The 23,359-nt window shown below is 39.8% G+C and carries 45 protein-coding genes; 23 read left to right on the top strand and 22 right to left on the bottom strand.

Annotated features, from left to right (window positions below):
* Positions 1–258 precede the first annotated feature (258 nt).
* The gene (gene fliE / locus NBG71_RS06770) at positions 259–570 is read left to right on the top strand and encodes a flagellar hook-basal body complex protein FliE (protein WP_072068509.1); all 312 of its coding nucleotides are present in this window, start codon (positions 259–261) and stop codon (positions 568–570) included.
* A gap of 5 nt (positions 571–575) precedes the next feature.
* Here the strand turns inward: fliE and NBG71_RS06765 are convergent, their stop codons facing one another.
* The 22 genes from NBG71_RS06765 to NBG71_RS06660 form a co-directional block, all read right to left on the bottom strand.
* Positions 576–1,877 carry an Arm DNA-binding domain-containing protein gene (locus NBG71_RS06765; protein WP_250916711.1) on the bottom strand — a complete coding sequence of 434 codons (1,302 nt, stop codon included), beginning with the start codon at positions 1,875–1,877 and terminating at the stop codon, positions 576–578.
* Between the two features lie 4 nt (positions 1,878–1,881).
* The gene (xisR, locus tag NBG71_RS06760) at positions 1,882–2,118 is read right to left on the bottom strand and encodes an excisionase family protein (RefSeq protein ID WP_250916710.1); all 237 of its coding nucleotides are present in this window, start codon (positions 2,116–2,118) and stop codon (positions 1,882–1,884) included.
* A gap of 200 nt (positions 2,119–2,318) precedes the next feature.
* A complete protein-coding gene (locus NBG71_RS06755; RefSeq protein WP_115370768.1) occupies positions 2,319–2,513 on the bottom strand; it encodes a TraR/DksA C4-type zinc finger protein in 195 nt (64 codons plus the stop codon).
* 9 nt (positions 2,514–2,522) lie between these two features.
* A complete protein-coding gene (locus tag NBG71_RS06750) occupies positions 2,523–3,125 on the bottom strand; it encodes an MT-A70 family methyltransferase (protein WP_250916709.1) in 603 nt (200 codons plus the stop codon).
* Positions 3,112–3,456, bottom strand: a complete 345-nt coding sequence (locus NBG71_RS06745) for a phage protein NinX family protein (RefSeq protein ID WP_250916708.1) — start codon at positions 3,454–3,456, stop codon at positions 3,112–3,114. The genes NBG71_RS06750 and NBG71_RS06745 overlap by 14 nt, the downstream gene beginning before the upstream one ends.
* Before the next feature lie 3 nt (positions 3,457–3,459).
* A complete protein-coding gene (locus NBG71_RS06740; protein WP_004916560.1) occupies positions 3,460–3,636 on the bottom strand; it encodes a hypothetical protein in 177 nt (58 codons plus the stop codon).
* 157 nt (positions 3,637–3,793) lie between these two features.
* Positions 3,794–4,039, bottom strand: coding sequence for a hypothetical protein (locus NBG71_RS06735; RefSeq protein WP_250916707.1), 246 nt, complete (start codon positions 4,037–4,039; stop codon positions 3,794–3,796).
* The gene (locus tag NBG71_RS06730; protein ID WP_049211071.1) at positions 4,032–4,301 is read right to left on the bottom strand and encodes a phiTE_015 family protein; all 270 of its coding nucleotides are present in this window, start codon (positions 4,299–4,301) and stop codon (positions 4,032–4,034) included. The genes NBG71_RS06735 and NBG71_RS06730 overlap by 8 nt, the downstream gene beginning before the upstream one ends.
* Positions 4,302–4,310: 9 nt before the next feature.
* Positions 4,311–4,484, bottom strand: coding sequence for a DUF7167 family protein (locus NBG71_RS06725; RefSeq protein ID WP_250916706.1), 174 nt, complete (start codon positions 4,482–4,484; stop codon positions 4,311–4,313).
* 2 nt (positions 4,485–4,486) lie between these two features.
* Positions 4,487–4,768 carry a hypothetical protein gene (locus tag NBG71_RS06720; RefSeq protein ID WP_250916705.1) on the bottom strand — a complete coding sequence of 94 codons (282 nt, stop codon included), beginning with the start codon at positions 4,766–4,768 and terminating at the stop codon, positions 4,487–4,489.
* Positions 4,768–5,040 (bottom strand): DUF7446 family protein, encoded by a 273-nt coding sequence (locus NBG71_RS06715; protein WP_250916704.1) that lies wholly within the window; start codon positions 5,038–5,040, stop codon positions 4,768–4,770. Before NBG71_RS06715 ends, NBG71_RS06720 begins: the two co-directional genes overlap by 1 nt.
* A gap of 83 nt (positions 5,041–5,123) precedes the next feature.
* A complete protein-coding gene (locus tag NBG71_RS06710; protein ID WP_250916703.1) occupies positions 5,124–5,651 on the bottom strand; it encodes a single-stranded DNA-binding protein in 528 nt (175 codons plus the stop codon).
* Entirely contained in the window at positions 5,641–6,342 is a 702-nt protein-coding gene (locus tag NBG71_RS06705; RefSeq protein ID WP_250916702.1) for a lambda exonuclease family protein, read from the bottom strand. Before NBG71_RS06705 ends, NBG71_RS06710 begins: the two co-directional genes overlap by 11 nt.
* A complete protein-coding gene (locus NBG71_RS06700; RefSeq protein WP_049206325.1) occupies positions 6,335–6,955 on the bottom strand; it encodes a hypothetical protein in 621 nt (206 codons plus the stop codon). The genes NBG71_RS06705 and NBG71_RS06700 overlap by 8 nt, the downstream gene beginning before the upstream one ends.
* Before the next feature lie 39 nt (positions 6,956–6,994).
* Entirely contained in the window at positions 6,995–7,921 is a 927-nt protein-coding gene (locus tag NBG71_RS06695; RefSeq protein ID WP_250916701.1) for a recombinase RecT, read from the bottom strand.
* Positions 7,918–8,139, bottom strand: a complete 222-nt coding sequence (locus NBG71_RS06690) for a hypothetical protein (RefSeq protein WP_164526666.1) — start codon at positions 8,137–8,139, stop codon at positions 7,918–7,920. The genes NBG71_RS06695 and NBG71_RS06690 overlap by 4 nt, the downstream gene beginning before the upstream one ends.
* Before the next feature lie 493 nt (positions 8,140–8,632).
* Entirely contained in the window at positions 8,633–9,574 is a 942-nt protein-coding gene (locus NBG71_RS06685) for a coiled-coil domain-containing protein (protein ID WP_250916700.1), read from the bottom strand.
* A gap of 105 nt (positions 9,575–9,679) precedes the next feature.
* Positions 9,680–10,222, bottom strand: coding sequence for a beta clamp domain-containing protein (locus tag NBG71_RS06680; RefSeq protein ID WP_250916699.1), 543 nt, complete (start codon positions 10,220–10,222; stop codon positions 9,680–9,682).
* 57 nt (positions 10,223–10,279) lie between these two features.
* Positions 10,280–10,456 (bottom strand): hypothetical protein, encoded by a 177-nt coding sequence (locus NBG71_RS06675; protein WP_161706177.1) that lies wholly within the window; start codon positions 10,454–10,456, stop codon positions 10,280–10,282.
* 2 nt (positions 10,457–10,458) lie between these two features.
* On the bottom strand, positions 10,459–10,734 hold the full coding sequence (locus tag NBG71_RS06670) for a hypothetical protein (protein ID WP_250916698.1): 276 nt from the start codon (positions 10,732–10,734) through the stop codon (positions 10,459–10,461).
* Positions 10,735–11,181: 447 nt separating this feature from the next.
* Positions 11,182–11,487 (bottom strand): hypothetical protein, encoded by a 306-nt coding sequence (locus NBG71_RS06665; RefSeq protein ID WP_250916697.1) that lies wholly within the window; start codon positions 11,485–11,487, stop codon positions 11,182–11,184.
* Between the two features lie 30 nt (positions 11,488–11,517).
* Entirely contained in the window at positions 11,518–12,219 is a 702-nt protein-coding gene (locus NBG71_RS06660; RefSeq protein WP_099660665.1) for an XRE family transcriptional regulator, read from the bottom strand.
* 107 nt (positions 12,220–12,326) lie between these two features.
* On the opposite strand from NBG71_RS06660, the gene NBG71_RS06655 reads away from it, so the two are divergent.
* From NBG71_RS06655 to NBG71_RS06555, 22 genes are all read left to right on the top strand, one after another.
* A complete protein-coding gene (locus NBG71_RS06655) occupies positions 12,327–12,512 on the top strand; it encodes a Cro/CI family transcriptional regulator (RefSeq protein WP_099660666.1) in 186 nt (61 codons plus the stop codon).
* Between the two features lie 130 nt (positions 12,513–12,642).
* Positions 12,643–12,981 (top strand): CII family transcriptional regulator, encoded by a 339-nt coding sequence (locus NBG71_RS06650; protein ID WP_159287560.1) that lies wholly within the window; start codon positions 12,643–12,645, stop codon positions 12,979–12,981.
* Between the two features lie 21 nt (positions 12,982–13,002).
* A complete protein-coding gene (locus NBG71_RS06645) occupies positions 13,003–13,176 on the top strand; it encodes a hypothetical protein (protein WP_250916696.1) in 174 nt (57 codons plus the stop codon).
* Complete coding sequence (locus NBG71_RS06640) at positions 13,151–14,017, top strand: replication protein (RefSeq protein ID WP_250916695.1); 867 nt, start codon at positions 13,151–13,153, stop codon at positions 14,015–14,017. Before NBG71_RS06645 ends, NBG71_RS06640 begins: the two co-directional genes overlap by 26 nt.
* A 114-nt stretch (positions 14,018–14,131) precedes the next feature.
* Complete coding sequence (locus tag NBG71_RS06635; protein WP_250916694.1) at positions 14,132–16,018, top strand: toprim domain-containing protein; 1,887 nt, start codon at positions 14,132–14,134, stop codon at positions 16,016–16,018.
* 188 nt (positions 16,019–16,206) lie between these two features.
* On the top strand, positions 16,207–16,473 hold the full coding sequence (locus NBG71_RS06630) for a DUF551 domain-containing protein (protein ID WP_250916693.1): 267 nt from the start codon (positions 16,207–16,209) through the stop codon (positions 16,471–16,473).
* A gap of 101 nt (positions 16,474–16,574) precedes the next feature.
* Positions 16,575–16,748, top strand: a complete 174-nt coding sequence (locus NBG71_RS06625) for a hypothetical protein (protein ID WP_250916692.1) — start codon at positions 16,575–16,577, stop codon at positions 16,746–16,748.
* Positions 16,749–16,750: 2 nt separating this feature from the next.
* Positions 16,751–16,960 carry a DUF7279 family protein gene (locus NBG71_RS06620; protein ID WP_161779684.1) on the top strand — a complete coding sequence of 70 codons (210 nt, stop codon included), beginning with the start codon at positions 16,751–16,753 and terminating at the stop codon, positions 16,958–16,960.
* Position 16,961: 1 nt separating this feature from the next.
* Positions 16,962–17,405, top strand: a complete 444-nt coding sequence (locus tag NBG71_RS06615) for a recombination protein NinB (RefSeq protein ID WP_135091711.1) — start codon at positions 16,962–16,964, stop codon at positions 17,403–17,405.
* Positions 17,402–17,632 (top strand): DUF3310 domain-containing protein, encoded by a 231-nt coding sequence (locus NBG71_RS06610; RefSeq protein WP_250916691.1) that lies wholly within the window; start codon positions 17,402–17,404, stop codon positions 17,630–17,632. Before NBG71_RS06615 ends, NBG71_RS06610 begins: the two co-directional genes overlap by 4 nt.
* Positions 17,625–18,005: a hypothetical protein gene (locus tag NBG71_RS06605; RefSeq protein ID WP_250916690.1), complete on the top strand. Its 381-nt coding sequence runs from the start codon at positions 17,625–17,627 to the stop codon at positions 18,003–18,005. Before NBG71_RS06610 ends, NBG71_RS06605 begins: the two co-directional genes overlap by 8 nt.
* Complete coding sequence (locus tag NBG71_RS06600; protein ID WP_250916689.1) at positions 18,002–18,289, top strand: hypothetical protein; 288 nt, start codon at positions 18,002–18,004, stop codon at positions 18,287–18,289. The genes NBG71_RS06605 and NBG71_RS06600 overlap by 4 nt, the downstream gene beginning before the upstream one ends.
* Positions 18,286–18,420 (top strand): protein NinF, encoded by a 135-nt coding sequence (locus tag NBG71_RS18915; protein ID WP_502925733.1) that lies wholly within the window; start codon positions 18,286–18,288, stop codon positions 18,418–18,420. Before NBG71_RS06600 ends, NBG71_RS18915 begins: the two co-directional genes overlap by 4 nt.
* Positions 18,401–18,559: a hypothetical protein gene (locus tag NBG71_RS06595; protein ID WP_243213054.1), complete on the top strand. Its 159-nt coding sequence runs from the start codon at positions 18,401–18,403 to the stop codon at positions 18,557–18,559. Before NBG71_RS18915 ends, NBG71_RS06595 begins: the two co-directional genes overlap by 20 nt.
* 3 nt (positions 18,560–18,562) lie before the next feature.
* The gene (locus NBG71_RS06590; RefSeq protein ID WP_250916688.1) at positions 18,563–19,183 is read left to right on the top strand and encodes a recombination protein NinG; all 621 of its coding nucleotides are present in this window, start codon (positions 18,563–18,565) and stop codon (positions 19,181–19,183) included.
* On the top strand, positions 19,183–19,374 hold the full coding sequence (locus tag NBG71_RS06585; protein WP_223672578.1) for a hypothetical protein: 192 nt from the start codon (positions 19,183–19,185) through the stop codon (positions 19,372–19,374). The genes NBG71_RS06590 and NBG71_RS06585 overlap by 1 nt, the downstream gene beginning before the upstream one ends.
* Positions 19,371–20,009 (top strand): hypothetical protein, encoded by a 639-nt coding sequence (locus NBG71_RS06580; protein ID WP_250916687.1) that lies wholly within the window; start codon positions 19,371–19,373, stop codon positions 20,007–20,009. Before NBG71_RS06585 ends, NBG71_RS06580 begins: the two co-directional genes overlap by 4 nt.
* 855 nt (positions 20,010–20,864) lie before the next feature.
* Positions 20,865–21,254, top strand: coding sequence for a putative holin (locus tag NBG71_RS06575; protein ID WP_004916901.1), 390 nt, complete (start codon positions 20,865–20,867; stop codon positions 21,252–21,254).
* Positions 21,251–21,544 (top strand): phage holin family protein, encoded by a 294-nt coding sequence (locus NBG71_RS06570; protein ID WP_352172224.1) that lies wholly within the window; start codon positions 21,251–21,253, stop codon positions 21,542–21,544. The genes NBG71_RS06575 and NBG71_RS06570 overlap by 4 nt, the downstream gene beginning before the upstream one ends.
* Positions 21,531–21,863, top strand: coding sequence for a M15 family metallopeptidase (locus NBG71_RS06565; RefSeq protein WP_036976899.1), 333 nt, complete (start codon positions 21,531–21,533; stop codon positions 21,861–21,863). Before NBG71_RS06570 ends, NBG71_RS06565 begins: the two co-directional genes overlap by 14 nt.
* A gap of 10 nt (positions 21,864–21,873) precedes the next feature.
* On the top strand, positions 21,874–22,356 hold the full coding sequence (locus NBG71_RS06560; RefSeq protein WP_250916686.1) for a lysis protein: 483 nt from the start codon (positions 21,874–21,876) through the stop codon (positions 22,354–22,356).
* Between the two features lie 451 nt (positions 22,357–22,807).
* Complete coding sequence (locus NBG71_RS06555; RefSeq protein WP_250916685.1) at positions 22,808–23,347, top strand: Rha family transcriptional regulator; 540 nt, start codon at positions 22,808–22,810, stop codon at positions 23,345–23,347.
* Positions 23,348–23,359 lie beyond the last annotated feature (12 nt).

Below are 23,359 nucleotides of genomic sequence, written 5' to 3'. Positions count from 1 at the left end.
AGTTCGGGATGAATACTAAAAGCGTGGCGTAACAAAACAGACTCCCCTTACGCAAATAAATAAACCTACTCTCAGGTGTCTCATTATTGGCCTTTTGCGTTTCATTTAATGGCGTAATTAGCCCTTAACTTTTGCGTTAATTACTCGCTTTGGAATGAAGCCCCTGTGTTAGGGTATAACTCGGTAAGCGTGTTGGTTCACTTCCTTACTATGACATTGATTCAGTAATTGAATTAGATGATTAACGCAGAGGTTTATATGTCAATTCCAGCTATTGAAAGTGTTCTGGATAAAATGCAAATCCAGACTTTGCAAGCATCCAATATTGCGAAACCCCAGCCAGTACAAGCAGGGTTTGCAACTCAGCTTGTTCAAGCCGTGGGTAAAATTAATGAAACTCGAATGAATGCAACCAACAAAGTTCAAGCGTTTACTTTAGGTACACCCGGTGTTGAGTTAAACGATGTAATGGTGGATATGCAAAAATCCAGTATCTCATTACAAATGGGCGTACAAGTACGTAATAAGCTGGTAGCCGCTTATCAAGAAATAATGAGTATGCAGGTGTGATAGGGTTAACTATTTGATATAAATCGAATGTTATCTTTATTGTGACTCGATGGGGACACATAGGGGACAGAATCATTCAATTTTTGGTTTAATAGCGATATTTGGTCTTGATCGTTCTCAGGCATCCAAGCTCCATAAACATCGTGTACCATTTTTGATGACGAGTGCCCCATCTGTGTTGCAATGAATGCAGGATTCGCTCCAGCAGATAACATCCAGCAAGCATAGGTGTGTCTTGTTTGATATGACTTTCTGTGCCTAACACCAGATCTTCTAATTAATGATCTCCATATTTGCGAGAAGCCTCCTGGTGAATAAAATTTAGTAATAACGCCATTCACACTAACAATGGATGGTTGAAAAACAAATGTGCATGAGTCAGTTCGATATTTATTAAACTCACGAGTTTTTACTTTAACGTCAATTGGAGTTGTCATCTTTGTATATAGAGACTGATCCTTTAGGCAGTTAAAGGCTGGCTCTAATAAGCTAATTACCCTATCAGTGCTAGCACCTGTTTTTGGGTATGAAAAGTCGGAAGGACCACAAACATTCCTTCTAACCATTATTGTTTTTTTAACTAAGTCTATATCCTCCCATGCTAATCCTGTTAGCTCACCAGGTCTTAACCCTGTATATACAGATAGAATGAGCATGTTTCTAGATTGATTATTCTGACATGCTAGTAACAGCCTTTTGAACTCATCCTCATTCAGAGGATCAGGAATAGGCTTTTCTTTTTTCAGATAGCCACAGTCAACAGTAATATCATCGTTAATATATTTGTTTCTATAAGCAAATCTAAATAATGATAAAAGCATTCGCATATAGTTATTTACAGTAGCAACACTTCTACCATCATCTCGTGTTGGTCTATATTTGTTAGGTAACTGATGATCTGTAAGTAACTTATTTCTAATTCTTAGCAAATCAGAAGGAGTGTATGTTGAAATACTTTTCTTGCAATTAACAAACTGCATTAGTGAGCGAGAAATAGAGTCATAGCGACGCAATGTGCTTGTTGCTATCTCTGTTTTCTTCAACTCCATATACAAATCAACAAGTTCTATGAAGTTAATATCCTTTGAATATGAAGAGCTTCTTTTGTCATCTGGAAACTCATCATCAAAAACAAATGTCCCCATTTTTATCTTGTAAACAATAGAGGCCCTATATTCACCAGCAATTTTTCTATTCTTCGCTGTATCTGGCATAGCCAGCCATTTCCTGATCCTCTTTCCTTTATAAACGAAATTTATCCTGAGGGAGCCATTATGCAGCTCAACCCCAGTCGGATATTTAATCATTACATCACCTCGGTTGTTTCTTTATTTGTCTCTCAATCCATGTGTTGATTGCCTGATGATTGTACATGCATTCTGAGTTTGGCTTTGGCTCTCCTTCTGGCGATACGTGAATATATTCTCTTCCAATTGCCCATGAGCTTTCCCTAGCTCGCTTTATTGTTCCCGGTTTCATTCCTGTGATAGCAACTAAAACCGTTTCTGTCACCCATTTATTTGGCATCAACTGAGTTAAGTCATCCATCTTTCTCTTCCTTTTGCAGATTTCTGATGTATTGGCACATAACATCTTTGGTGTTGTACTTTGTGTGATTTAGAGGCTTAAACTTTGGTGTGTATTTATCGAGGATCTGAGTGGTTAGTTTGTCGTTTGGTATTCCATGGCTTCTTAGTTCGATTAAGCATTCCTTTGCTATTTGCCGTCGTGCATTTTCTAATGCAATACTATCCATTCTTCCGTTTATGTTGTTCATGGTCATCACCACAATCTTTACTGCAATATGCACTATTAGGTGAGACAGGTTCTTCGTGACACCAAATGCACATTCCGTTATATGATTTAATTGCAGGTTTGCGATTTAATAATGAGGCTTGAATATGTAATTGTTCTAATTCGTTTGCTGAGTCGATAATATCCATAATTTACCTTTATATTAATTGAATGCTTTCTTCTGCTTGGTCGCCATACACATCCCAATCACCGTATTTCTCTCGTGCAAATAATTCGAGTCTAGGAACATCTCCATATAATTCCTCTAAGCGATGATGGACTTCCTTCGGTTTCTCGCTGTGTTCACCTAAGCATGAATAAATAACTTGCCTGACACTTGCAGACTTACGAGGTAATCCATTACCTCTTGTGGCTATTAAACACATTTCGACATTTTGACGAGTATAATTACCGCAATTAATCTTCGTCTCATTGTTTAATATTTCCATAAAATCGAAAAAGTCTTCGGGCGGTTTTTTGTTTATTCTATCTCCTGCATTTTTATTTAATTTCACCCATGCGAAACCGAACATATTTTTAACTTTAAAACCCCATGCTTCGGCTAATTTAATTGCTTCGAGTGCAAAGTTGCCTGTGTACCACATAAACAGTACGGCATTTTTAGAGGAGTGTTTTTCTATTGGTAATCGGGAGAGGGAATATAAGTCGGTAGTGTTGTAATGATTATCTGCTGCGCCATTGGAAACTTTGTTATTGTAAGACCAAGGAGGATCGCACAATATCAAGTCATACTTTTTCATTCTCCGCATCCTTGATTAATAGAAATAATTCCATAGCCTTGCGATAAAAATTATCATTGTAGTTTTCCAGACCATTCCACACACTTAACTCTGGGTATTTAGCACAACCAACATCCCATGCTATTCCATCATGAGTTATAGATATGAAATTATCTTTAATAATCGGCATTGCGTCAGTAGGGTTATTACAGGGATTAAATTCAATCCAGTTTGCTCCATCACCATAGAAAACTTTATTACTATGTAAGTTCGTGTCTTCATGTTCTATTTTCGCAGCAACAAAGACGCGCTTATTAATCTCGAAGTCAGATAGTTCGGTGTATTTATTCATTGATTAATCCTTAACAGTTATTTTGTAATTACCCGCATGTGATTTCTTCCCGTACGCCGTTTTCCCATCACCAGTAGCCACGGCTAATGCATTAACATCTGGCTTATTACTGATAATTGTTTTTGCTGCTTCAAGAGCAAATAAATACTCATTATCTTTACATTCAATTGTTATTTTCACGAATTACCTCTCCACAAATAACCTCAACATTCTTAACTGACATTAAATATTCAGCGCGTTTATTGCATTCCGATTGCGTGTATATATCTTCCGTTACAGGCACAGCAGAACCCTGTATTAGCATGAGCAATACATATCCGATTATTTGCATGGTTATTTATTTAGAATGTTTAATTAAAGTTTCTTTAATCCAATTTTCAGCTTCATCATCGCATGACAAAACACTATCCATCATTAATTCAATATCGATAGCTTCCTTTGCAACGTGAGATAATTGGGCCATGATATAAGCGAACTGCTTCTCATCACACTCTATAAAGTTAGCTCTGTATGCGCTAATTAAATGATTGCTAGCATATAGAATTCCTGATTTCATTTGCTCTCTGTTATATTCATTATTCATCTTTTATTTTCACTCCATTGCTGATTAAGCTGTGTCTTATGGCTGTTGATAACGCTGAACGTAAGCATTGACACCCTTGATATTTAATAGCCGTATCTCTTGCGGTATTAACAAGCTCTCTTAGTTGATGATGTTTAATTTCTGGCTCAGCACTTTCGCGCGATGCTTCCCACACCATCCACATGACAGGGATAATACCTTTTACCCAAGGGTAATCACCTTTACTTATAAATGCTTCAAATTGCTGCCTTGATTTATCCATCAATCCACCTTAATCTTCTGTCTTCACATACCAATCAACAAGATTATCAATTGCAGTATTTACATATCCTGATTGTTCTTCTTCGGTTAATTTATCCCATTCGTCCTCAGTAATACCCAGCCCACATTCAGAGTCAGATCCAACCTTGTTTGTTCTTGCAACTAAAACTATCTGCTTACTCATATTCATTCCACCTTGTTTGCTGAGAATACTGGGTCAAACTCACGCTCAACTTCAAACGTGCCAAGATATTGGTCATCAATCCATAACATGAATAACAACGGCCATTTATCTTCCCATCCGTCACAATCAGCGTGATAATATTCTGCACATGCTTCAATGCATGAATCTAGATCATCATCAGCACTGAAATTATGATCATCTGGTAATTCATATCGGAGGTTGTTAGTAATTTTTGATGGGTTTTCGTCTTTTCTTCTTGTTGTATAAAATTGAACTATTGCCATTATTCATTCCTCTTATTGCATCCCTGCGAGTTGTCGTCATCAATCAGTTCAGCCTTTAGCTTCATGATCTTTCCATCTTCTCTATGCCAATTTATTTCCCCGACTTCAGCAATTACTAATTGCCAGACCATTTGTGCGGCTTCATTTGTCACGTCTCTTTCATCGTTACCAACTCTGACCAAGAGACCATCGCCGACGACTTTCATTTTTGCTAAGCTTATTTTTTTAGTTAAAGGTGAGAAGCCCAGTCTTAATCTAGCGGTATTCGCCATTATTGAATCCTCTTTTGTTTAGTTGTTGGAGACATCTATCTCCTGTTTGCATCCTTGCACTGAGTAATGGTTATATCCTTTGGTTAAATCACATAAATAGCGTGGCGTGGGTAGGGGAGTCCGATAGGAGCGAACGGAATATCATCTGATAAATCCATTGGTGGCTCAGGGTATTGTGGAGTTTGTTGTTTAGGCTGTTGCGGTTGCTGAGGTTGTCCCCATCCTTGAGGCTGTGGTTTCTGGCTTCCTGCCTGATTACCACCGTTACCGCCCAGCATCTGCATTGTTCCACCGACATTTACCACTACTTCTGTTGTGTATCGGTCTTGCCCGCTTTGGTCTTGCCATTTTCTGGTTTGCAGTGAGCCCTCGATATATACCTGGCTTCCTTTTCTCAGATATTCACCTGCAATTTCCGCTAACTTTCCGAAGATGCATACTCGATGCCACTCGGTTTTTTCTTTCATTTCACCAGTTTGTTTATCTCGCCACGATTCCGATGTGGCTAGTGTGAGATTTGCTACTGCGCCACCACTCGGCATATAGCGGATTTCTGGATCCTGCCCTAAGTGACCAATGAGGATTACCTTGTTTACTCCTTTACTTGCCATATACACTCCATTGATTGCCAAATTGAATGCCTAACTTGTTTAACCCCTGATCCATTACTTCGATGAACTCAGGCACTAACTCGTCGAATTCTTTCATCATTTTTTCGTCACGCTCAACAGGGAAATATGCGATTTCTTTCCCTGCCGGCATGCGTGGGTCAAAATTTGCAAAGTGCCAGATATCCTTACCTGTAACCCACATGGAATATTGAACTTGAGCCACATATTCCTTTTTCATTGCATTGATTCCATTCAATGCCAAGTCTATAAATACGTCCGTGTTATTAGGGCATTTAAGCTCCAATCCTGAGCCATCACTGCAAATGCCATCTGGTGAGCAAGCCATCCGTAGTTGCTCATCTTTGAATATTATTGGCACTTCCTTTGCCGTTAATCCGGTGTAAAACTCGAATGTCATCCTTGCTTCTAATTCATAGTTTTTACCCCATTCCAGCGTCCTTGCTGATACCTCCTTGTAAACACTCGTACAGACTTCACCAATAAGGGTGTTTAAATATGTTTTCTTTGTGTCTGTCCATTTTGTTCCTGATCTTGGCTTAGAGATAACCTTCCATGCCTCAGAGGCAGTTACTACGCCGAGCCTTGCTTGTAACCAGATATCGCTACCTTGTTCAATGTTGGATATTGGTCCAAATATATCCTCGAACGCACTTTCCCATGGTCTACTCATATTTTGGAACCTTCCTACAGCCATTTCTTGGTGGTACTTTTTTGCCTCTATTTATATATCCGTTACACCATTTATAAATAGTTGCTGGCTTCACCTTGAAATGATTGGATGCTGAATAGCAGCTATCGAACACCAAATCGCCAATATGCCAGTAGAATGAGTTAGACCTATTCATTGCTTGCTCTGATACGGTAGCCCATCTGCAATTTTCTTTAGAGTAAGGGCCATTGTTATCTATTCTGTCTAGTTGGTGATTTCTTGATGGTGGGTTACCCATGTCATTAAAAAAAGCTTTGAAATCAAGCCATTCTTTGCTTATTCCTCTGGCATGGTATTTTTCATAGTCTTTATTATTTTTGTTTGTGCATCTGTTTTTCATTCCTACCCATATTTTGTATATCCTCGTATTTCTATATCCATGGGTTTTGTTTCTTCCGACTAAGCATCCGCAGCTCTTAATTCCAGATGACTTTAGTGAGTTAGCCGCTCTTAAGCAGGTGTTTCCGCACTTACATGAGCAAATGTAAACCCGCCTGCCATCTTTCATATGGGAGAATTTACACACTGTTAGGAGTCCAAATATTTCTCCTTCTTGTAATTGCTTTGCATACATAGAGTCACCTTTATTTGCTTAGAATGATGTCATTACTAATCATTTTCCTTCTGCCTTTTTCCTTAGCATGTCGATAATGGTATTGGCTTCAAATGCGGTTAATTGCTCTGGATGGGATATTTGATGGTTGAATTTTTTACTAATGAATGCGAAAAATGCGTCACTCCACTCGCCATTAACTTTAAGCATCAAATCCGTGATAGCCTTTAATTGATCCTCACTTGCTGGCGTTATGTCCTTTGGTTCTTGTTGCTCATTTCCAAAATCAATACCTTCTCCAGCCTCAGTATTAATATAGTCAATAGCCTTATCTAGGCGCTCTCTACGAGGCCAGTATTTGGCTGCTTGTTTTACTACTGTTTTTAGGATCATCTGCTCTTCGTCAGTTACCCAAGGACACGATTTTTTCTTTGATATCCAAGCTTTCCATGCTGATGAACGGTCACGTATTGCGTAAATATCAGCAATAGCCATTGTGTGAGTTAGATAATCTCCATCTTCTGTTTTTACTACCGTGTAAGCTCCGACAATCTCACCTCTCTGTTCCTGAGTGGCAAAGGCGTTGTATTCGTGGCGGGGTGCGGTATCTATTGATGTGAGCTGGAAATTATCATTTTGTCGAACAATGCTTGATTGACACCACTTAATAGCCTGTGATTGTTGAGCAATATGCATCAAGCCCATATAGCTAATATCGAGACATACTTTCTTATCTCTAGGAACTAGATAAGCCAGTTTTTGCGCTGGATTTAAACTAATTCCGATAGCTGATACATTCATGATCGCACTACGAACTGAAACAAGATTATTAACTGCAACATTTGCCAGATAATCATTGTTCGCGAATATTTGCATGGCAAATTCAGATTCCCTTTTGAATGCAATGCTTGGCTCGCTACACACTTGTTCGAACTCATTTTTAAGAGGATTTACAACCTCATATATTTTTTGAACTGCATTTGTCACGACATCCTCCTGCGTTCTTGATAGTTCTTTAACTCCTTGTAAAGACTATCAATAGTCATATCGAAAACGCTGTCACTCCATTGACTGGTAATATCCTTTGGTAATCCATCAACCACATTAAATGCGACATTGCTTAACTCAGCGTCCTTTGCATCAATCCATGATGCTTCTTCTTGTTTGCGTTCTTCCCTTGCGTCAAGTTCATGGTAAGGATTCACGCAACCCTCCTGAAATACAACTCATTGAGTATCTTTGCGACTACCTCCCCTCGTCCTGAGAGATGAATAGCTGCTGCGAGTGACTTTGCGTCATACTGATTAATGATGTAATCAACGACTTCTGACGGCTCTGGTTGGTAATATTGAGTAAGTTCTCTGAATGATTCGGTTTCAATGCGGACATCGTTAAGATTCTGAAAGGCTATTTCCGTGCCATTATTTCTGTTTCTACTGGTCATATCTGCATAGGTGTAACGTATAGTCAGTGACATATTTTCCCCCGTAAGCCATCTTCTGTAGTTGACTCGCCAACCGCCAGACATCCTTGTTATTAGTTGAGACGGCTATCCTCGCCGCCTGACGTGCGAGTTGTAAAAAAGGCGTAGTGATACGCACCGCCATGCAATCACGCATAGTGATGTAATATTCTGATTTCATTGTTACCTCGCTAGGTGAGCGATAGGGTGGTTATCTGGTGTTTGTGCGGTGGGTATTAGTAGTTCATTGTCATGTGAGGGATTTGTTTACTTGCAACTAGCTTAATAAATTCAGTTGCTAATTTTTCATCAAATCCGTTACTTACTAATGCCTGTAAGGTTTCTTGGTTATACTTGCGACGATGCTCCTTATCAGCCTGACGTTTAGCCTCTTCTTGACGCTTACGTTCTTCTTCTGCTAATCGTGCTTGTTCTGCTTCCTGCGCTTTCTTACGCTCAGCTTCGATAGCTAATTGCTTCTCACGTTCAGCTCGTTCCTGAGCTTCTTTAGCATCACGCTCTGCCTTTTCCTTGGCTTCTTTCGCTGCTTGCTCTGCACGTTGAATAGCTTCCTGCTTTTCACGCTCAGCGCGTTCGGCAACCTCTTTTGCTTCACGCTCGCGCCGTGCTGCCGCTTCAATTTCTTGCTGTGCTTTACGTTCAGCTTCAAGTCTTGCTTGCTCCGCAGCTTGTCGCTTCATTTCTTCTTCACGAGCAATGCGCTGGCGTTCTTCTTCGGCTTTGCGTAAATCAAACAACTCGTTCATTTGCAGAGCTTCTTCGTGGTCAAGCTCGATTTGCTTCTTAAGTGCTTTAGCTTCTTCACGAGATTTTTCTTGCGCCTCCCACTCTGTTAGTGGCTTGCGAATGCCATTACTCAGTGAGTCAAGTTCGTCTCGAAATAGCTTACGTGCGGCATCTACTTTCTTAGGTAATTCTTTCAGGTCATCAACAACCAGCTTGCCAGCCTTATCAATAGCTGTTTTTGTTTGAGTTACTTTGTATGCCAGAGAAGCGAATGCTTTTCGGTTTTTAGCCACAGATAAATCACTATCGAGTTCTTTTCGCTCTTCTTCTGCAAGAGATTTAATGTGCTCTAGCATCTGATTTACTTTTTCTGGTGCCGTAAACAAATCTAGCGCCGTAGCTTGTTCAATTACGACTAATTCATTTGCCATTTTCTATGTTCCTTATGTGCATATTCCTCACTATTAATAGCGATATGAATGATTAAGTGGTGGGTTACTGCTGGCCGAGGGTTGTCATACTCCCTCCGTTATTAACTAAATACGCATTGGCATAATCAATACCGATACTGGCTTGTAAGGATTGAATATGTCGCAAATGATAGCATCTTGACCTGTTTTGAATTGAAGTTCGATAGCTGGCATTTTAGGGTTAACATACTTTGCTATCTTCTGTAATTTGGCGAGAAATGAAACGTTAATACCTATTTTGAATGGTAAGTTTTCTTTCATTTTTCTTGTTTTTTCGATTAGCTTGTCGATGTGTGGGAAGCGCCCGTCGATAACACTACACATTGAAACACCTATTAGCGTATTTTTATCTGAAAACAGCCTAACAATTCCGTCATCAGTATCGAAAATTGCATAATCGAATTGCTTAGTTGGTAATTTACCCACTGACAAAATAACTTCATTTTCAATTTCGTTATCGTGTTCGCCGTATGCCAGCATGTGACCATCTGTGCCAGCCACTTTACCGTTAGGAAGAAAGCAGATTCCGCAAATAGAGTAGCGGACATCTCCTATTGCCATGCACTCCATAACAGCGAGTAGAGTGCCTCTATCTATCTTTAACTCCATCTCTATCTCCTATCTATTAATCAACTCACCACAGCCCACAGAATGGACTGTAATTAGTTAACTCATTACGAACCACTCACGTGCATGACGACGCGCCATAAGTGCCAGCTCTAACCAAGCCTTACGTAACTCAGGATATTCCTTATCCTCTTTAGCCCAAGACATGTACTTACGCTGAGACTGCTTGCAGTCGATTATTAATTCTTGCTGAAATGTCACATCTAAACCTGCCATATCTAAACCCTCGCCGTAACCCCGAACTCACTGCTCGGCTTATTTTTCAGTTTTAATGTTTTACGTGTATCTGGTGCTGATTTAAGACTTAACACCAAGCTTGCCAGCACATCTGTTTCATCGACTGGCTTAATGATTGAATCCCATATTTCCTCAGTAGTGCGACCACGGTTAGCTTTTTCTAAAGCCTTACGCGCCATTAATTCACCTCTAGCGATATAACGACGCATCTTTGAATTTGTCTTACCAGTGCGCGGTAAGTAAGTAATTTGAGCCATAATTTACCCTCGGTTAGTAAGTATTGGTGATTGGTGGTAGGTGCTGATCTCCTACTTGTGAACAATCCCAGCTACTTTACTGGTTGCCCACGCCTGCTAGCATTCAGCTGCTAATCAGCCTTAGCATTCACCAATCCCAATACTCACTTGGAGTTTTGAAACTTTCCCACAATGGCGGGAGTTAATTTGTAAAAGAGCGAACATCCTGTTTATCTATGGCTCCTTGCCTTCGATGTGATTAACTATACAAGCATTGCTTTATTAAAACAAGTGTAACTTGTGTTTAAACTTGAGTTAATCTTTATTTTAACAATAAATACTTGTTTTTATTTGTGTTATTTTTTGTAAAAAATTTAAATTTTTTATTCTGTTGGATGGTTTTGTGATTTTTGGGCATAAAAAATCCCTCATTAAAGAGGGATCTGTGATGGGATAAATGAGAGGTGGTTAGTTTTTACTTGATGTTATTTCTGCAAAATCCAGTAGCGCTTTCTGGCAATCGTTGGTCATATCAACTAAGGTGCTGTTTTTCTTTTTTGCCTCACTGCTCATGAATTTATCTATAAACTCATCCCCATTTTGAACATTTTTTTCTTGCTGAAATTTATATAAAGAAGAGTAAGCGTTGCACTCAGATGCTTTCATAATTGTAGTTATCAATTTGAAGTCATCCTCATTAGTGAGATCAATCTTATTAGTAGCGTGAGCAGATATTGAAGCAACCGTAATTAGCAATAAAGCTATATTTTTCATTTGGCTACCACCTGATAATTGAATAAATTTCTATCCATGAAATTTGTATTTTATAGATTGGCTAACTAAAACTTTGGCGTGAATGTAGAGACCATTGATACTGTCCTCTTCCAAATACCAAGTTTCATATCTTGCGTTATCAGATATAACAGCCAGCCTCTTATATTGCTTTTGAAGCCTTTTTATATATAGCTGATTATCTAAAACAAAGACATAAATTCCATCACCATCAAAAAAGTTAGTGGTGATATCTACGAATATTTGATCTCTAGGCTCAAATGTTCCAGCCATAGAGTCACCTTTAACAGTGATCATCTTGATTGTGGATGCAGATCTACCACCAAACAGTCTTTTTGCTTCATCCGCTGAATACTCAATAGCTGTTATTGTTTCAATGAAATCATCAAGAACCATCACACCAGGTCCTGCACTAGCTTGGATATCCAGCATCTCCACCTTGTAGTTATTTTTATCTGAAATTTCACCATCTTGCTTTATTTGAATACTACTGACTTTGTTTTTTTCATCAATGTCAGTTATTCCGAATAATAACCAATTGGTATCAACTTCAAGTATTTCAGCAATTTTAATAACTCTGTTTTTTCTTGGCTCAGTACTGGTCTCCCACTGCTGTACTGATTGTGGTGATACGCCTACCAACTCAGCTAACTCAGCTTGGGTCATGTTTTTTGCAAGTCTAGCTTGCTTGATTCTTTCGCGCATAGTTTTCATTCGCTCAATATACAAGTTGCACTTTTATTTTTCCAACAAGCAACACTTGCTTAAGTAAAGTAATTCTTGTATTCTTCTTGTTGTTAATCAGTTAAAGGAATATCTTTATGAATGCATTGGAAACAACAATTAAAAAAGCAGGTGGAATTCCAGCTTTAGCTAAGAAGCTAAAGATTAGCGATCAAGCCATTAGACAATGGGAGCACAAAGGACGCATTCCTCCTGCAAGATACGCTCAAATCAACGAACTGTTCGGAATACCATTTGAGCATTTAGTAAAAGATAAAAATTAGCTTCACCCGCTCTTTTCACAATCTAGGTTCCGCCATTGTGGAACATATCAATACCAGCTCATATGGAATGAGCCACGGATCATTACTGCTGTTCCCAATATGGGAAGTAATCTAAGAAGGAATTTAACAAATGGAACTATCAAACGAACGCAAATTTCGAGAAATCGAATCAAAAATCATGAAAGGGATACTTGTTACTGGCGCTAGAGAAGTAGCGAAAAGAACGGGTATTCACGAATCACAAATATCTCGCTGGCAATCTCAACAATCTAAAACGCAATTAAGCTTCATACAACGTTGTGCAAGGCTTTTAGTTGCTATTGGGTATGAGACACCAGATGACACAGTGATATTGCAAGGTGATGAGGCTAGGGCATTAATTCAGATGCTTGAACATGTCAAAGCACCAAAAAGAAAAGCCTCAACCACTGCGAATGGTGAGGCTTCTCAACAAATGGACTTAATTTAACAACAACTCAATGAGGTAATTATGGCAAAAAAACGCCGATTTATCAACCAAAATCAAGAAGAAAGAGCACATCCTGATAGCCCTGATGGGCTATTAGTCGCAGCTGCAAAAAACAGGAATTTCGGCAAGCGATTTGTCGAAGAGTTTAAAAAAGCACAAGGAGGTCAGTGTGTCAGCGGAAATAAAATATCTTGATGATTTTAGACCTGAGCTAAAGGTCGTGGAGAGCAAAGTGGCTGACCTTGATAACGGCTACACCAGAATAGCCAATGAGCTGCTTGAGGCTGTCATGCTTGCCAATTTAACCCAACATCAATTGTTAGTTTTCTTTGCTATTGCCAGAAAGACTTACGGTTATAACAAAAAATCTGATTGGGTTGGCAATGAGCAACTTTCAAAGTTAACTGGAATGTTGCCGCACAAGTGTTCAGCAGCTAAAAGTGAGTTGGTTTCCAGAGGAATTTTAGTGGCAGAAAAACGCCATGTTTCAATTAATAAAAACATCCATGAATGGAAAGAAAAACAAACTTACCCGAAAAAGGTAACATTACCCGAATCAGGTAAGAAAACTTTACCCGAATCAGGTAAAGGTCATTACCCGAATCAGGTAAACACAAAAGACAATACTACAAAAGAAAAGAAAGATAATAAAAACACTATGATCGAAGAGGTTCGCTCGACGGATGAAAAATCGAATTCTGAGCCTGCAAAACCAGATCCGTTTCTTGAGCCATTCGAAAAAATATTTTGGGTTGCAGGAATGCGAAAGGTTGGGAAGGATAAATCAAAATCCGCATTTAAATCCAAATTCAAAGAGTGGCGGAAAGAGACTGGCGGAACTATCGATGAGTTCGCTAAGTTACTTGCTGATGATATTCAGTACAGGTTACATATTCAGCAATTCGGCTTTGACAAGATGCACCCAACAACTTACCTAAACGGTAGTCGATGGACTGATGAAAAACTAGACCAACCACAAGCTACAACGCAACAATCCTCAATAACGGTATCTAAAAACGGCCTCGTGTTTTATTGAGGTGACAATGAAATCAACTATCAAATCAATGTTAATTCGTGGTTATTGCTACGGATGGCTAAGTGCTGATTTCGTTCGGTATTGGTTCAGAAAATTAAATTTGAGGGAAGCCTAATGACAATCACGGAACTGTCAGATCGTCTGTGGGAAGACGTTGACCGAGTGGCGAAGTATTTATTACCTAATGGCAAAAAAGAGCACAACGAATGGGTTGCGGGATCGGTAAACGGTGAAGCTGGCAAAAGTTTAAAGATAAACCTTTCTGGAAAAAGGGTTTGGTCTGATTTTGCTGAGGGGATTGGTGGTGATTTACTGGACTTATGGGTTGAGGTTAGAGATTGCAGTTTGCATCAAGCTATGACCGAAGCTAAGAAATATCTAGGCATTCATGATGACGATCACCATTTCTCAGCAAAGAGCCAAAAGAAATTTAGTCGCCCAAAAAACGAATCACTCAAGAAAAATATCCGTAAAACTGAAAACTGCTACACATACCTAGAAAGTCGAGGCATTAGTCGCAAGATAGCCGAAGAATTCAAAGTTTGTGACGCTGTTGTCTGGTCTCATGATGTTAATCGTGAGTTGCCCGCTATCGCATTCCCATACAAGCGAGATGGTGAATTATTGCAGGTGAAGAGAATTAGCACTGAGCGACCAAATGGCAAAAAAGCAATTTCGGTTGAGGCTGATTGCGAACCCTGTTTGTACGGTTGGGATCAGATACCAAAAGACGCAAGAGCGATAATTATTTGTGAGGGTGAAATTGATTGTATGAGCTATCACGAATATGGGCTTTCTGCGCTATCTGTACCATTCGGAGGAGGTAAGGGGGCAAAGCAACAATGGATTGAGTTTGAATATCACAACTTAGACCGGTTTACAGAAATCTGGTTATCACTAGATGGTGACGAAGTTGGGAAAGAGGCCGCTAAGGAAATCGCCAAGCGGTTAGGTGAATATCGTTGCAGACTGGTGTCATTGCCAAAAAAAGATATCAACGAATGTTTACAAGCTGGAATACCTCAAGAAGAAATCATTAAGTACCTTGAAACAGCAACTTACTTTGACCCTGATGAATTGTGTAGTGCCCGTGAGTTTATGCAGGACACAATCCAAGCATTTTACGGCAAAGAGCAATACCTTTTCAGAAGCCCTTGGGAAACCTTAAACCATCAATTCAGTTTTAGAGAGTCTGAATTAACCATTCTCAATGGGGTGAACGGTCACGGTAAAAGCGAGATTTTAGGTCACATTCTTTGTGAGGCTATGAGACAAGGCGCTCAGGCTTGCGTGGCTTCCTTTGAGCTTAAGCCAGCAGTATTTCTTAAACGACTAACACGACAAGCTACTTGCAATAAATTACCTACCAGCATGGAGATTGAGTCAGCATTTAGTTTTTATGACGATCGCCTTTGGTTATTTGCGCTAACAGGAACAGCTAAAGCCAAAAAGATATTGGAAATATTCCAGTATGCAAACCGACGTTACGGAATAAACCTGTTTGTTATCGATAGCCTGATGAAATGCGGAATTGATGACGATGACTACAACGGTCAAAAGGAGTTTTTAGACGCAATATGCGACTTCAAAAACAAAACTAACAGCCATGTCATTTTAGTCACTCACAGCCGCAAGTCTGATAGCGAGGATAAACCCACGGGTAAAATGGACGTGAAAGGCTCAGGCTCAATTACCGACCTAACAGACAATCTGTTTATCATCTGGCGCAACAAACGACGTGAGAGAGCATTACAGAAGCTACAAGCAGGGCAACAACTAACACCAGAAGAACAGAATCACACCGCAGAACCAGCATCAGTTTTATGTTTGGAGAAACAACGTAACGGAGAGGGGTGGGAAGGTAAGATCCCGTTATACCTTGAAGAGCGTTCTCACCAGTTTTTAATCATGGAAGGCGGTTCTCCCTACAACTACATAGCCAATATGCCTAATTCTGAATATGACGAAGTATGGCAAGACGAAAATGTCACCAAGTATTAACACGCAAGAGGATTTTTAGATGAAAGGAACTAATTATAAAGATCTCCTGTGGGCTTATGCCGACGAGGCTACCTTCAGGAAAAGAAAATACATAAAGAACTGCAAAGACTATAACCGCAGGTTCTTCAAAAATTACCGAAGCGAGAAAGTGCTTAAGCGACTGCTTCAACTTGAACTGAAAAGAATAATTGGAGGTATCTAATGCAGGTACTAATTGGGTTAAGTGTAGTGATAGGTTACCTGAACTGGACACGCCAGTGTTCGCTGGATGGTTTTGGAATGGCAAGTTTGTATGGCATGTGTTCATGCGTTCAGATTCAGGTTTTGAAGGCTGGATTTGGTCGCGTTCTTACAGCCATTTTATCAGCGATAACGATGAATTTATTGAAGATGACGATTATCCAATAACGCACTGGATGCCTTTGCCACTCCCACCAATGCCAGAGGGTGAATGATGAAGATAAAACGCAAAGTTCACAATAAGCTATTTCCAACTCGTAGATTGTCATTCTATCAGCATTCAAAAGTAGATGAATTGAATTCGCTAGAGTGCTACATGGACAAGTGGTTATTAGTTATTTTGTTCATACCGATTGTTGTCATTGGAACGCTAGTTGATGGATTTCCTACGGCATTCAAAGAGGCGACGATTTATTTCAACAACCCATATTCAGTCGATAGTCTGACGCTTGCAGAAATTGAGGCCATCAGGCTGGAACAGGAGAGCTAACAGTGAGTGAGCCAGTAGAAGTCATGGTCTATTACGTCAGCTTCAATACGAATAGCAGATTTTGGATGTTGAAAATAAATGTAGGTTGGATTGAGGAACACTATAAATTCCCAAGCAAACCAACTAAAAGACAAATCCGCAAAAAGAAAAAAGAATGGATCCAAGAAGCTAAATATTGGATAGAGGTATACGCAGAAATGCAAGGAGGTTAACTTGGAAAACTTCTGTCTACACGAATCAACGAAAAAGCTATTTGATAACAACGTAATTGAACTACTTAAATCCCACCCAAAACTCAGCGTCACCATCAAGCCTTACAAACCAAAACGAAGCCTCTCTCAAAACGCATTAAGCCATGTTTGGTACAAAGAAATCAGCGATTACTTGATTAAGTCTGGTCGTGAGTTCTGTACTGAAGCGTGGGTGAAGGAAAGTTTAAAGGCCACTTACCTTGGATTTGAAGTAACTGAGTACACCGATGTGTTAACGGGTGAAAAAACGCAACGAGAGATGCTTAGGCACACTTCAAAACTAGATAAAGGGGAAATGCATCACTTCTTACAGAGAGTTGAAGCATGGGCATCACAGTTCGGTTTAATACTAACTACTCCAGAAGATAGCGAGTATATGAAATTGAAAAGGAAACAAGACGAATGACAGACAACGTAAATAACCCACCACACTATGCATCAGGTGACATTGAGTGCATCGATGCTATTAAAGCCAGTATGACCAAAGAGGCGTTTCTAGGCTATCTCAAGGGTAATATTCAAAAGTACGTCTGGCGATACGAAAAGAAAATTAATCCAGTCGAAGATTTGAAAAAGGCTCATTGGTATATGGAACGGATGGTTAATGAGATGGAGGCTGGAAGCAATGGCTAGAGATAACTTCCCAATAGAAAACGCAATCACAATTATTAAATCTGTAAGGCATTTAGAGTTATTTGACACCAAAACAGCGTTTGCAGTGACGGGTTTAACGATCAATCAATGTCGAGAAACAATCATGCATCTCAAAAAGATAGGAGCAATAAGAAAGTCTGATAAAAGTGCGTGGAAGTTTGTCGTTTGTGATAACGCGATACAGCTAATCAAATCATATGCTGACGATAGAGAAGAGGTAAAAGCAGTTAGACAAAAGGCGAGAGAGTTTAAATCTCGACCTATGAAATTTGTCGATAAAGCCAATGTTGCAGGCATGGGTAATCCGATGTTGATGAAGTTGGATTCATTATTGAGTGGGGTGAGAGTGTGAAAACCAAATCAACAAAAATGGAACTGGTTAAGTTTGAAAGAAACGAAAACCTATTTCTCAAGGAGTATAGCGTTACTCACAATAATGAGACTACAAAGTTAGAGCAGAAAATATCTATTGCCAGAGATAACTTTGGAAAGTTTGAGGTAGATATTGAAATGGATGGATTCCCTCGTATTAGTGATGAAACCGAAGCACTACTCAAATACGGAGAGTGGCTAGAGAGATTAGGCATTGCCATTAAACGTGAAGCTAAACGTGCGGTAAAGCGAGGCGTTCAATGAACTGCCAGTCATGCAATAGACAGCTAACAGATGATGAAATTTACGTGTGTAGCAAGTGTGCTGATGAATACGCTCATTTGGAAGTGATGGATAAAATCAAAGGAGAGGGAGATGGCGAGGTATCGCAGTAAATATAAACACAAACATAAACATCAAAAGAAACCACAAAAGGAGTTTGAGCCAATGTTTAATGCCAATTTATTACGCTATGGAAAATTTGTCGCAATATGGTTTATTGCCATGTTAATTCTTGGAGTTATTTTAGGGTGATGTATGGCTAAGGCTAAAAAGCCGAAGCTCAAAACCTGTAAAGTCTGCAACAAAGAATTCACTCCCTACCTATCTACCCAAAAAGTTTGTTCCACATCCTGCGCAATAAAATTCGCCTCAAATGAAATTAAACGGACCGAAGAAAAGGACCGTAAAAAACGCTTATCTGAGGAAAGAAAAATATTGCGGGCCAGAAAGGAAAAGTTAAAGACAAAATCAGACTGGAACAAAGAGGCCCAAGCGGCAGTAAATAAATACATCTTTTGGCGAGACTATGGTCAGCCATGCATCGCTTGCGGTCGGCAATTAAATTATGGGGTAAGAGGTGGTTCCGTAGATGCTAGCCATTACAGGTCCAGAGGTTCTGCAAGTCATTTAAGATTTAATCTACTCAATATTCATGCTGGCTGTGTTCACTGCAATAGGGACTTGTCAGGCAATCTCATTCCATATCGCATTAATCTCATCAATAAAATCGGCGAAGAGCGAGTAATTCGTTTAGAGCACGATAACACGGTCCGTAAATTCGACATCGAATATCTCAAGCGAATGAAATCAATATTCACTCGTAGGGCCCGTTGGTATGAGAAAAGGCGAAAGGATCAATATTCGGAGGTGGCTTAATGTTTACTGACTTAATCGCAGCTATTGAAGAAGCAAGATATTTAAAATCTCAATCGGGGGGTCGAGTTAACTTCTGTGTAATGCAGATTATGGACTATATGGAAGTAGTCAGCGGGCTGATGGATGGTGTCAGGATTTTATATACAACTGCGAATGATGATTATCACACAGTATTACCGGAGGCGAGATGAGGGAACGTAAGCCAGATATTTATAGGTATGTAGCAGACTCACCTCGAAAATCATATTTAGGCAAGGCAAGGAGATTAACTCCGTCACAAGATAGATGGGTAAGAGCAATCATATCTCTGTGGGCTGGAGAGATGAAAGATGATAGTTATCTTGGGTTATCTTGGGGATCTGGAAGCATCTGGCGATTTGTTACTGGATGGTCAGGAGAAAATATAGAACGCTTCACCAAGGTATTTGAACAACTAAAGAAGGAAGGTTACACAGGAAGTGAACTTGAAGAAAAAGCCAAATCAATATTATTTCCAAAGCAATCACTCAGCAACATGTTTCAGCGCGCCAACGATGTAGATGAAGCTGATTTTGTAGAGAAAGCAATATTGAAAGCGTTCGACAAGTCCAATCCTGTTTATGTTGTTGCTACCGATTACTATCTTGGCAGAAATACGATGCAAACACTCGCAAATTACATTCAACAACAAATAGCACCTTGGCTCACCACTAAGCAGTGTATTGATCGTGTCCGTTGGTGCATTACATTATTTAATGCGAAGTTATATATGGTGCTACAAGATGAAATAGCGAGAGAGCGCTCACAACTTGGAGTTGAATATAAAAATATTTCAAAAATCACTTGAAAATAAGTTATGAATGTGTATATTTAGTGTATGCTCGCTCGTAAAAGCAAAGAGCAGACAGATAGATTAAAGAGGGTAAGAGATTACCTGCTGATTACGGGCTGAAAAGTTCCGATTTAAGACCTCGCTTCGGCGGGGCTTTGTTGTATAAATATCTCAGTAAATCGCAATTTATCGTGACGGGAAACTATCATTAGCAGAAATGCCGACATTGCGGATGAGCACCTTGACCGAGGCATAGCCCTAACTGTCTATCCTGTCTTGCGATAGTCACGCCATGTCCATCTAAATAGCAATAGTGCCCCTCATAACCTCTACGTAGAACGGAGAAATCTGGTTTGCGATACGTTTGGGGCTTTCGATGTACCCTTATGGGGCTTGAAGACCACACCACCCACTCGCAGGCAATAGTTACTACCTGTCTAGTGGCTTGGTGTGGCAACCAAATTTAGACAAAAGAAAATCCGCAACACCACATTACAGTTGATCTTTTGACTAAATGCACTCTTCATTTTGGAGAGTTGTGTTATTAGGGACACCAGATATCCGTCGACCAAAACATCATCTGGTGTCCCTTTCTATTTTAATCCCCCTGAATTCGAGGGAATAAGTTATTGATATTGTTCCGATGCCGGAATTCCGATATCGCTAATTAAACCTGTAATGGTTGCTTACAAATCCAACTTTCCGGAAATTCCGGATAGTTCACATATTCGGTTATTCCGAACAACTCATTTTGAAGATCGCCTAGGCGGTCTTTTTTCGTATATGCCGACCACAGAACAATTACCCTCGTTATCACGTTCACACAAGAGCTGTGAGTCGGCGTTCTATTAACTAATCAGGACTACATATATGCAAGAGCCGTTAACAGGCACAGCAACCGCCTCGTTAGCGGGTGTCTCTATTGTGGGTCTCTATTCAGGTATGGACGCAGGCGTTGTAATCGGTGCGTTCGCAGGGGCGGTGATATTTGTATTGTCTGCTCATGATATCCGGCTGTTAAAACGATGGGCGTATTTCACGGTTGCATTTGCGATCGGGATATTGGGCGCTGATTTCATGTCATCACTACTGAGTGGCATTGTCGGAGATAGAGAAGTCGATCGCTCTGTTGGTGCAATGTTCTCATCGGCTGGTTTGGTTGGCGTATTGGTAACAATATCTAAACCAGGCGCGCTTACGGACAGTATTAACAACGTCATTAATAACCTGATAGATAAATTCAGAGGAGGTGGAAGATGACCATCTCAATGTTTTGGATTTACATCAACTTTTACTCATGTCTGCTTGCTGTTATTCGTCTTGTTAACTATGAGCGTAACGGCGCTAAATACAAATTCTTTCCGTCACTTATAGCATGGGTTCTCATTGTCATGCTGGGTTCTATCCCACTACGCATATTAACGAATGACTACGCTCATGCAGATCCATTTGAAGTCGGAATCAATATCACGCTATGCGCACTAATAATTCTTAGTCGTGGGAATGTAATGCAAATATTTAGAGGGGTTAGTAAAAATGACACTCGGTGAGAAACAACGAAAATTCACTCGCATGATTGCGGACTTAATTATCTTTGCTTATGACAACGGCTATGAGCTGACCTTTTCAGAAGCATACCGAACACCAGAACAGGCACAGTTAAATGCCAAATCAGGAGCCGGTATTAAAAACAGCTTACACACCCAGCGCCTAGCTGTGGATTTCAATCTATTCAAAGATGGCAAGTACCTAACAGCATCAAGTGACCATAAATTACTTGGTGAATATTGGGAATCTATCGGCGGTACGTGGGGTGGTCGTTTCAATGATGGCAATCACTACTCGTTAGAACACAATGGCGTTAAGTGATATGGGGATAATGACAAAAGAGCTTTTAAAGCTGCTGGCGAAGTATTTTGTTGCATTTATTCCTTTGTTGGTGATTTGGTTTTTTGTTCATCAAAACTCAAATCTAAAGAGAGATATTGATGAGTTGGAAAAAGATAAGTCATCACTCACTGAGCAACTCTCACAGCAAGTCGAAATCAACAAAGACTATCAAGCCCGTATCACTCGATTAAATCAACTGGATATTCGTCACTCACAGGAGTTAGCCAGTGCAAAGAATGAAATCAACACTCTTCGTGATGCTGTTAACTCTGGCAATAAGCGGGTGTACGTCAAAGCCAAGTGTCCAACAGTCACCAAGAATTCCACCGAAAGCGGAAGCGATGAAGCCACCGCACGACTTAACAAAGCAGTTGAACAAGATTATCTACGTCTCAGAGAAATGATAGTCGAGAACGAACAGCAAACTTTGTATTTGCAGAACTACATCAACACTGAATGCCTCGCTCAATAGCGGGGTTTTTTAATGGAGAAATATCATGGCAGTAGAAGGTTCAGAGAATCCAGTTAAATTCCGTGAAGAATTGGATAAAAGCATTCCAAAAGAATAAAAAAGCCCAGCACGGGAGGCTGGGCAATACTAACAATATATCAATCAAAGTGTAGCGATAGCTACTTAGTATAGCTTAAGTAAATATATATATCAGCAATTAGATAAGTCGTTTATCCATTAAGGAGAGTGATCATATCTTGACTGCTAGGAACAGACTAGAAGCGACCTGATTAACGTAGTGATACGTGATGATGGTTGCGACTCTACGCATTTCATCGGCGCATTCACCGCGCAATTAAAAACACTCACAGAACCTTACAGAAAGTCGAACCTGAGAAAAACCGTTAATGGTATTTTCTGTGGGGCGGTTATTTCTGGTGAACAGGTTCGCTTTTCTATAAGGATTTACACCATGAATTATCCAACAGTAGTAAATGGAATTGATTTTCGGAACATCGTATTTATGTCTGGTTCAGAAGTAATTACTGATAGTTTTTGTGTAGCAAGAGCTTTTGGTAAAGAGCCAAAGAACGTAATTCGTGATATCGAAAGGACTATAAAATCGTGTCCTCCAGAGTTTGATACAAAGCTCAATTTTGAGCTTTGCTATAAAAACAATGAGTTACAGAATGGAAAGCCTCAAAAATTCTATAAGCTACGGAAAGGCGGCCTAATGTTATTGGTTATGTCATACACAAAGAAAGAAGCTATGAGAATTAAGGTGGCGTATATAAACGCCTTTAACTGGATGGCTGATGTTATTACCAAAAATATCCGAACCATGGAACAAGAGCGAAATGAGATAATGCTCGAATTCATGAAAGAGAAGGATGTGGCCAGTATGTCAGGGCGATTATTAAATCGCTGGGGTAGAGTTAAAAAGCCTCAGTTATTAAACAAGATCGCCGAGATAGAGGAAAAAGGTCAATTACTCCTTCCTAGCGTTGAGTGATACCTTTCCTCA

It is taken from the genome of Proteus sp. FZP2095 (assembly GCF_023701425.1).
GTDB classification, from domain to species: Bacteria; Pseudomonadota; Gammaproteobacteria; order Enterobacterales; family Enterobacteriaceae; genus Proteus; species Proteus cibarius.
The sequence above is the reverse complement of the archived record's forward strand: the minus strand, read 5'-3'. Positions and strand labels throughout refer to the sequence as shown.

What these genes read in the sequence shown, in the direction of transcription:
- fliE (WP_072068509.1), top strand. Translation starts at nt 259, where the DNA reads ATGTCAATTCCAGCTATTGAAAGTGTTCTGGATAAAATGCAAATCCAG.
- NBG71_RS06680 (WP_250916699.1), bottom strand. Translation starts at nt 10,222, where the DNA reads ATGGAGTTAAAGATAGATAGAGGCACTCTACTCGCTGTTATGGAGTGC.
- NBG71_RS06605 (WP_250916690.1), top strand. Translation starts at nt 17,625, where the DNA reads ATGGCTAGAGATAACTTCCCAATAGAAAACGCAATCACAATTATTAAA.
- NBG71_RS06670 (WP_250916698.1), bottom strand. Translation starts at nt 10,734, where the DNA reads ATGGCTCAAATTACTTACTTACCGCGCACTGGTAAGACAAATTCAAAG.
- NBG71_RS06660 (WP_099660665.1), bottom strand. Translation starts at nt 12,219, where the DNA reads ATGAAAACTATGCGCGAAAGAATCAAGCAAGCTAGACTTGCAAAAAAC.
- NBG71_RS06655 (WP_099660666.1), top strand. Translation starts at nt 12,327, where the DNA reads ATGAATGCATTGGAAACAACAATTAAAAAAGCAGGTGGAATTCCAGCT.
- NBG71_RS06595 (WP_243213054.1), top strand. Translation starts at nt 18,401, where the DNA reads ATGGCGAGGTATCGCAGTAAATATAAACACAAACATAAACATCAAAAG.
- NBG71_RS06585 (WP_223672578.1), top strand. Translation starts at nt 19,183, where the DNA reads ATGTTTACTGACTTAATCGCAGCTATTGAAGAAGCAAGATATTTAAAA.
- NBG71_RS06725 (WP_250916706.1), bottom strand. Translation starts at nt 4,484, where the DNA reads ATGAGTAAGCAGATAGTTTTAGTTGCAAGAACAAACAAGGTTGGATCT.
- NBG71_RS06730 (WP_049211071.1), bottom strand. Translation starts at nt 4,301, where the DNA reads ATGGATAAATCAAGGCAGCAATTTGAAGCATTTATAAGTAAAGGTGAT.
- NBG71_RS06700 (WP_049206325.1), bottom strand. Translation starts at nt 6,955, where the DNA reads ATGTATGCAAAGCAATTACAAGAAGGAGAAATATTTGGACTCCTAACA.
- NBG71_RS06650 (WP_159287560.1), top strand. Translation starts at nt 12,643, where the DNA reads ATGGAACTATCAAACGAACGCAAATTTCGAGAAATCGAATCAAAAATC.
- NBG71_RS06715 (WP_250916704.1), bottom strand. Translation starts at nt 5,040, where the DNA reads ATGGCGAATACCGCTAGATTAAGACTGGGCTTCTCACCTTTAACTAAA.
- NBG71_RS06720 (WP_250916705.1), bottom strand. Translation starts at nt 4,768, where the DNA reads ATGGCAATAGTTCAATTTTATACAACAAGAAGAAAAGACGAAAACCCA.
- NBG71_RS06580 (WP_250916687.1), top strand. Translation starts at nt 19,371, where the DNA reads ATGAGGGAACGTAAGCCAGATATTTATAGGTATGTAGCAGACTCACCT.
- NBG71_RS06610 (WP_250916691.1), top strand. Translation starts at nt 17,402, where the DNA reads ATGACAGACAACGTAAATAACCCACCACACTATGCATCAGGTGACATT.
- NBG71_RS06735 (WP_250916707.1), bottom strand. Translation starts at nt 4,039, where the DNA reads ATGAATAATGAATATAACAGAGAGCAAATGAAATCAGGAATTCTATAT.
- NBG71_RS06570 (WP_352172224.1), top strand. Translation starts at nt 21,251, where the DNA reads ATGACCATCTCAATGTTTTGGATTTACATCAACTTTTACTCATGTCTG.
- NBG71_RS06625 (WP_250916692.1), top strand. Translation starts at nt 16,575, where the DNA reads ATGGACAAGTGGTTATTAGTTATTTTGTTCATACCGATTGTTGTCATT.
- NBG71_RS06685 (WP_250916700.1), bottom strand. Translation starts at nt 9,574, where the DNA reads ATGGCAAATGAATTAGTCGTAATTGAACAAGCTACGGCGCTAGATTTG.
- xisR (WP_250916710.1), bottom strand. Translation starts at nt 2,118, where the DNA reads ATGGATGACTTAACTCAGTTGATGCCAAATAAATGGGTGACAGAAACG.
- NBG71_RS06635 (WP_250916694.1), top strand. Translation starts at nt 14,132, where the DNA reads ATGACAATCACGGAACTGTCAGATCGTCTGTGGGAAGACGTTGACCGA.
- NBG71_RS06750 (WP_250916709.1), bottom strand. Translation starts at nt 3,125, where the DNA reads ATGAAAAAGTATGACTTGATATTGTGCGATCCTCCTTGGTCTTACAAT.
- NBG71_RS06705 (WP_250916702.1), bottom strand. Translation starts at nt 6,342, where the DNA reads ATGAGTAGACCATGGGAAAGTGCGTTCGAGGATATATTTGGACCAATA.
- NBG71_RS06665 (WP_250916697.1), bottom strand. Translation starts at nt 11,487, where the DNA reads ATGAAAAATATAGCTTTATTGCTAATTACGGTTGCTTCAATATCTGCT.
- NBG71_RS06560 (WP_250916686.1), top strand. Translation starts at nt 21,874, where the DNA reads ATGACAAAAGAGCTTTTAAAGCTGCTGGCGAAGTATTTTGTTGCATTT.
- NBG71_RS06755 (WP_115370768.1), bottom strand. Translation starts at nt 2,513, where the DNA reads ATGGATATTATCGACTCAGCAAACGAATTAGAACAATTACATATTCAA.
- NBG71_RS06675 (WP_161706177.1), bottom strand. Translation starts at nt 10,456, where the DNA reads ATGGCAGGTTTAGATGTGACATTTCAGCAAGAATTAATAATCGACTGC.
- NBG71_RS06645 (WP_250916696.1), top strand. Translation starts at nt 13,003, where the DNA reads ATGGCAAAAAAACGCCGATTTATCAACCAAAATCAAGAAGAAAGAGCA.
- NBG71_RS06765 (WP_250916711.1), bottom strand. Translation starts at nt 1,877, where the DNA reads ATGATTAAATATCCGACTGGGGTTGAGCTGCATAATGGCTCCCTCAGG.
- NBG71_RS06565 (WP_036976899.1), top strand. Translation starts at nt 21,531, where the DNA reads ATGACACTCGGTGAGAAACAACGAAAATTCACTCGCATGATTGCGGAC.
- NBG71_RS18915 (WP_502925733.1), top strand. Translation starts at nt 18,286, where the DNA reads ATGAACTGCCAGTCATGCAATAGACAGCTAACAGATGATGAAATTTAC.
- NBG71_RS06575 (WP_004916901.1), top strand. Translation starts at nt 20,865, where the DNA reads ATGCAAGAGCCGTTAACAGGCACAGCAACCGCCTCGTTAGCGGGTGTC.
- NBG71_RS06590 (WP_250916688.1), top strand. Translation starts at nt 18,563, where the DNA reads ATGGCTAAGGCTAAAAAGCCGAAGCTCAAAACCTGTAAAGTCTGCAAC.
- NBG71_RS06710 (WP_250916703.1), bottom strand. Translation starts at nt 5,651, where the DNA reads ATGGCAAGTAAAGGAGTAAACAAGGTAATCCTCATTGGTCACTTAGGG.
- NBG71_RS06745 (WP_250916708.1), bottom strand. Translation starts at nt 3,456, where the DNA reads ATGAATAAATACACCGAACTATCTGACTTCGAGATTAATAAGCGCGTC.
- NBG71_RS06555 (WP_250916685.1), top strand. Translation starts at nt 22,808, where the DNA reads ATGAATTATCCAACAGTAGTAAATGGAATTGATTTTCGGAACATCGTA.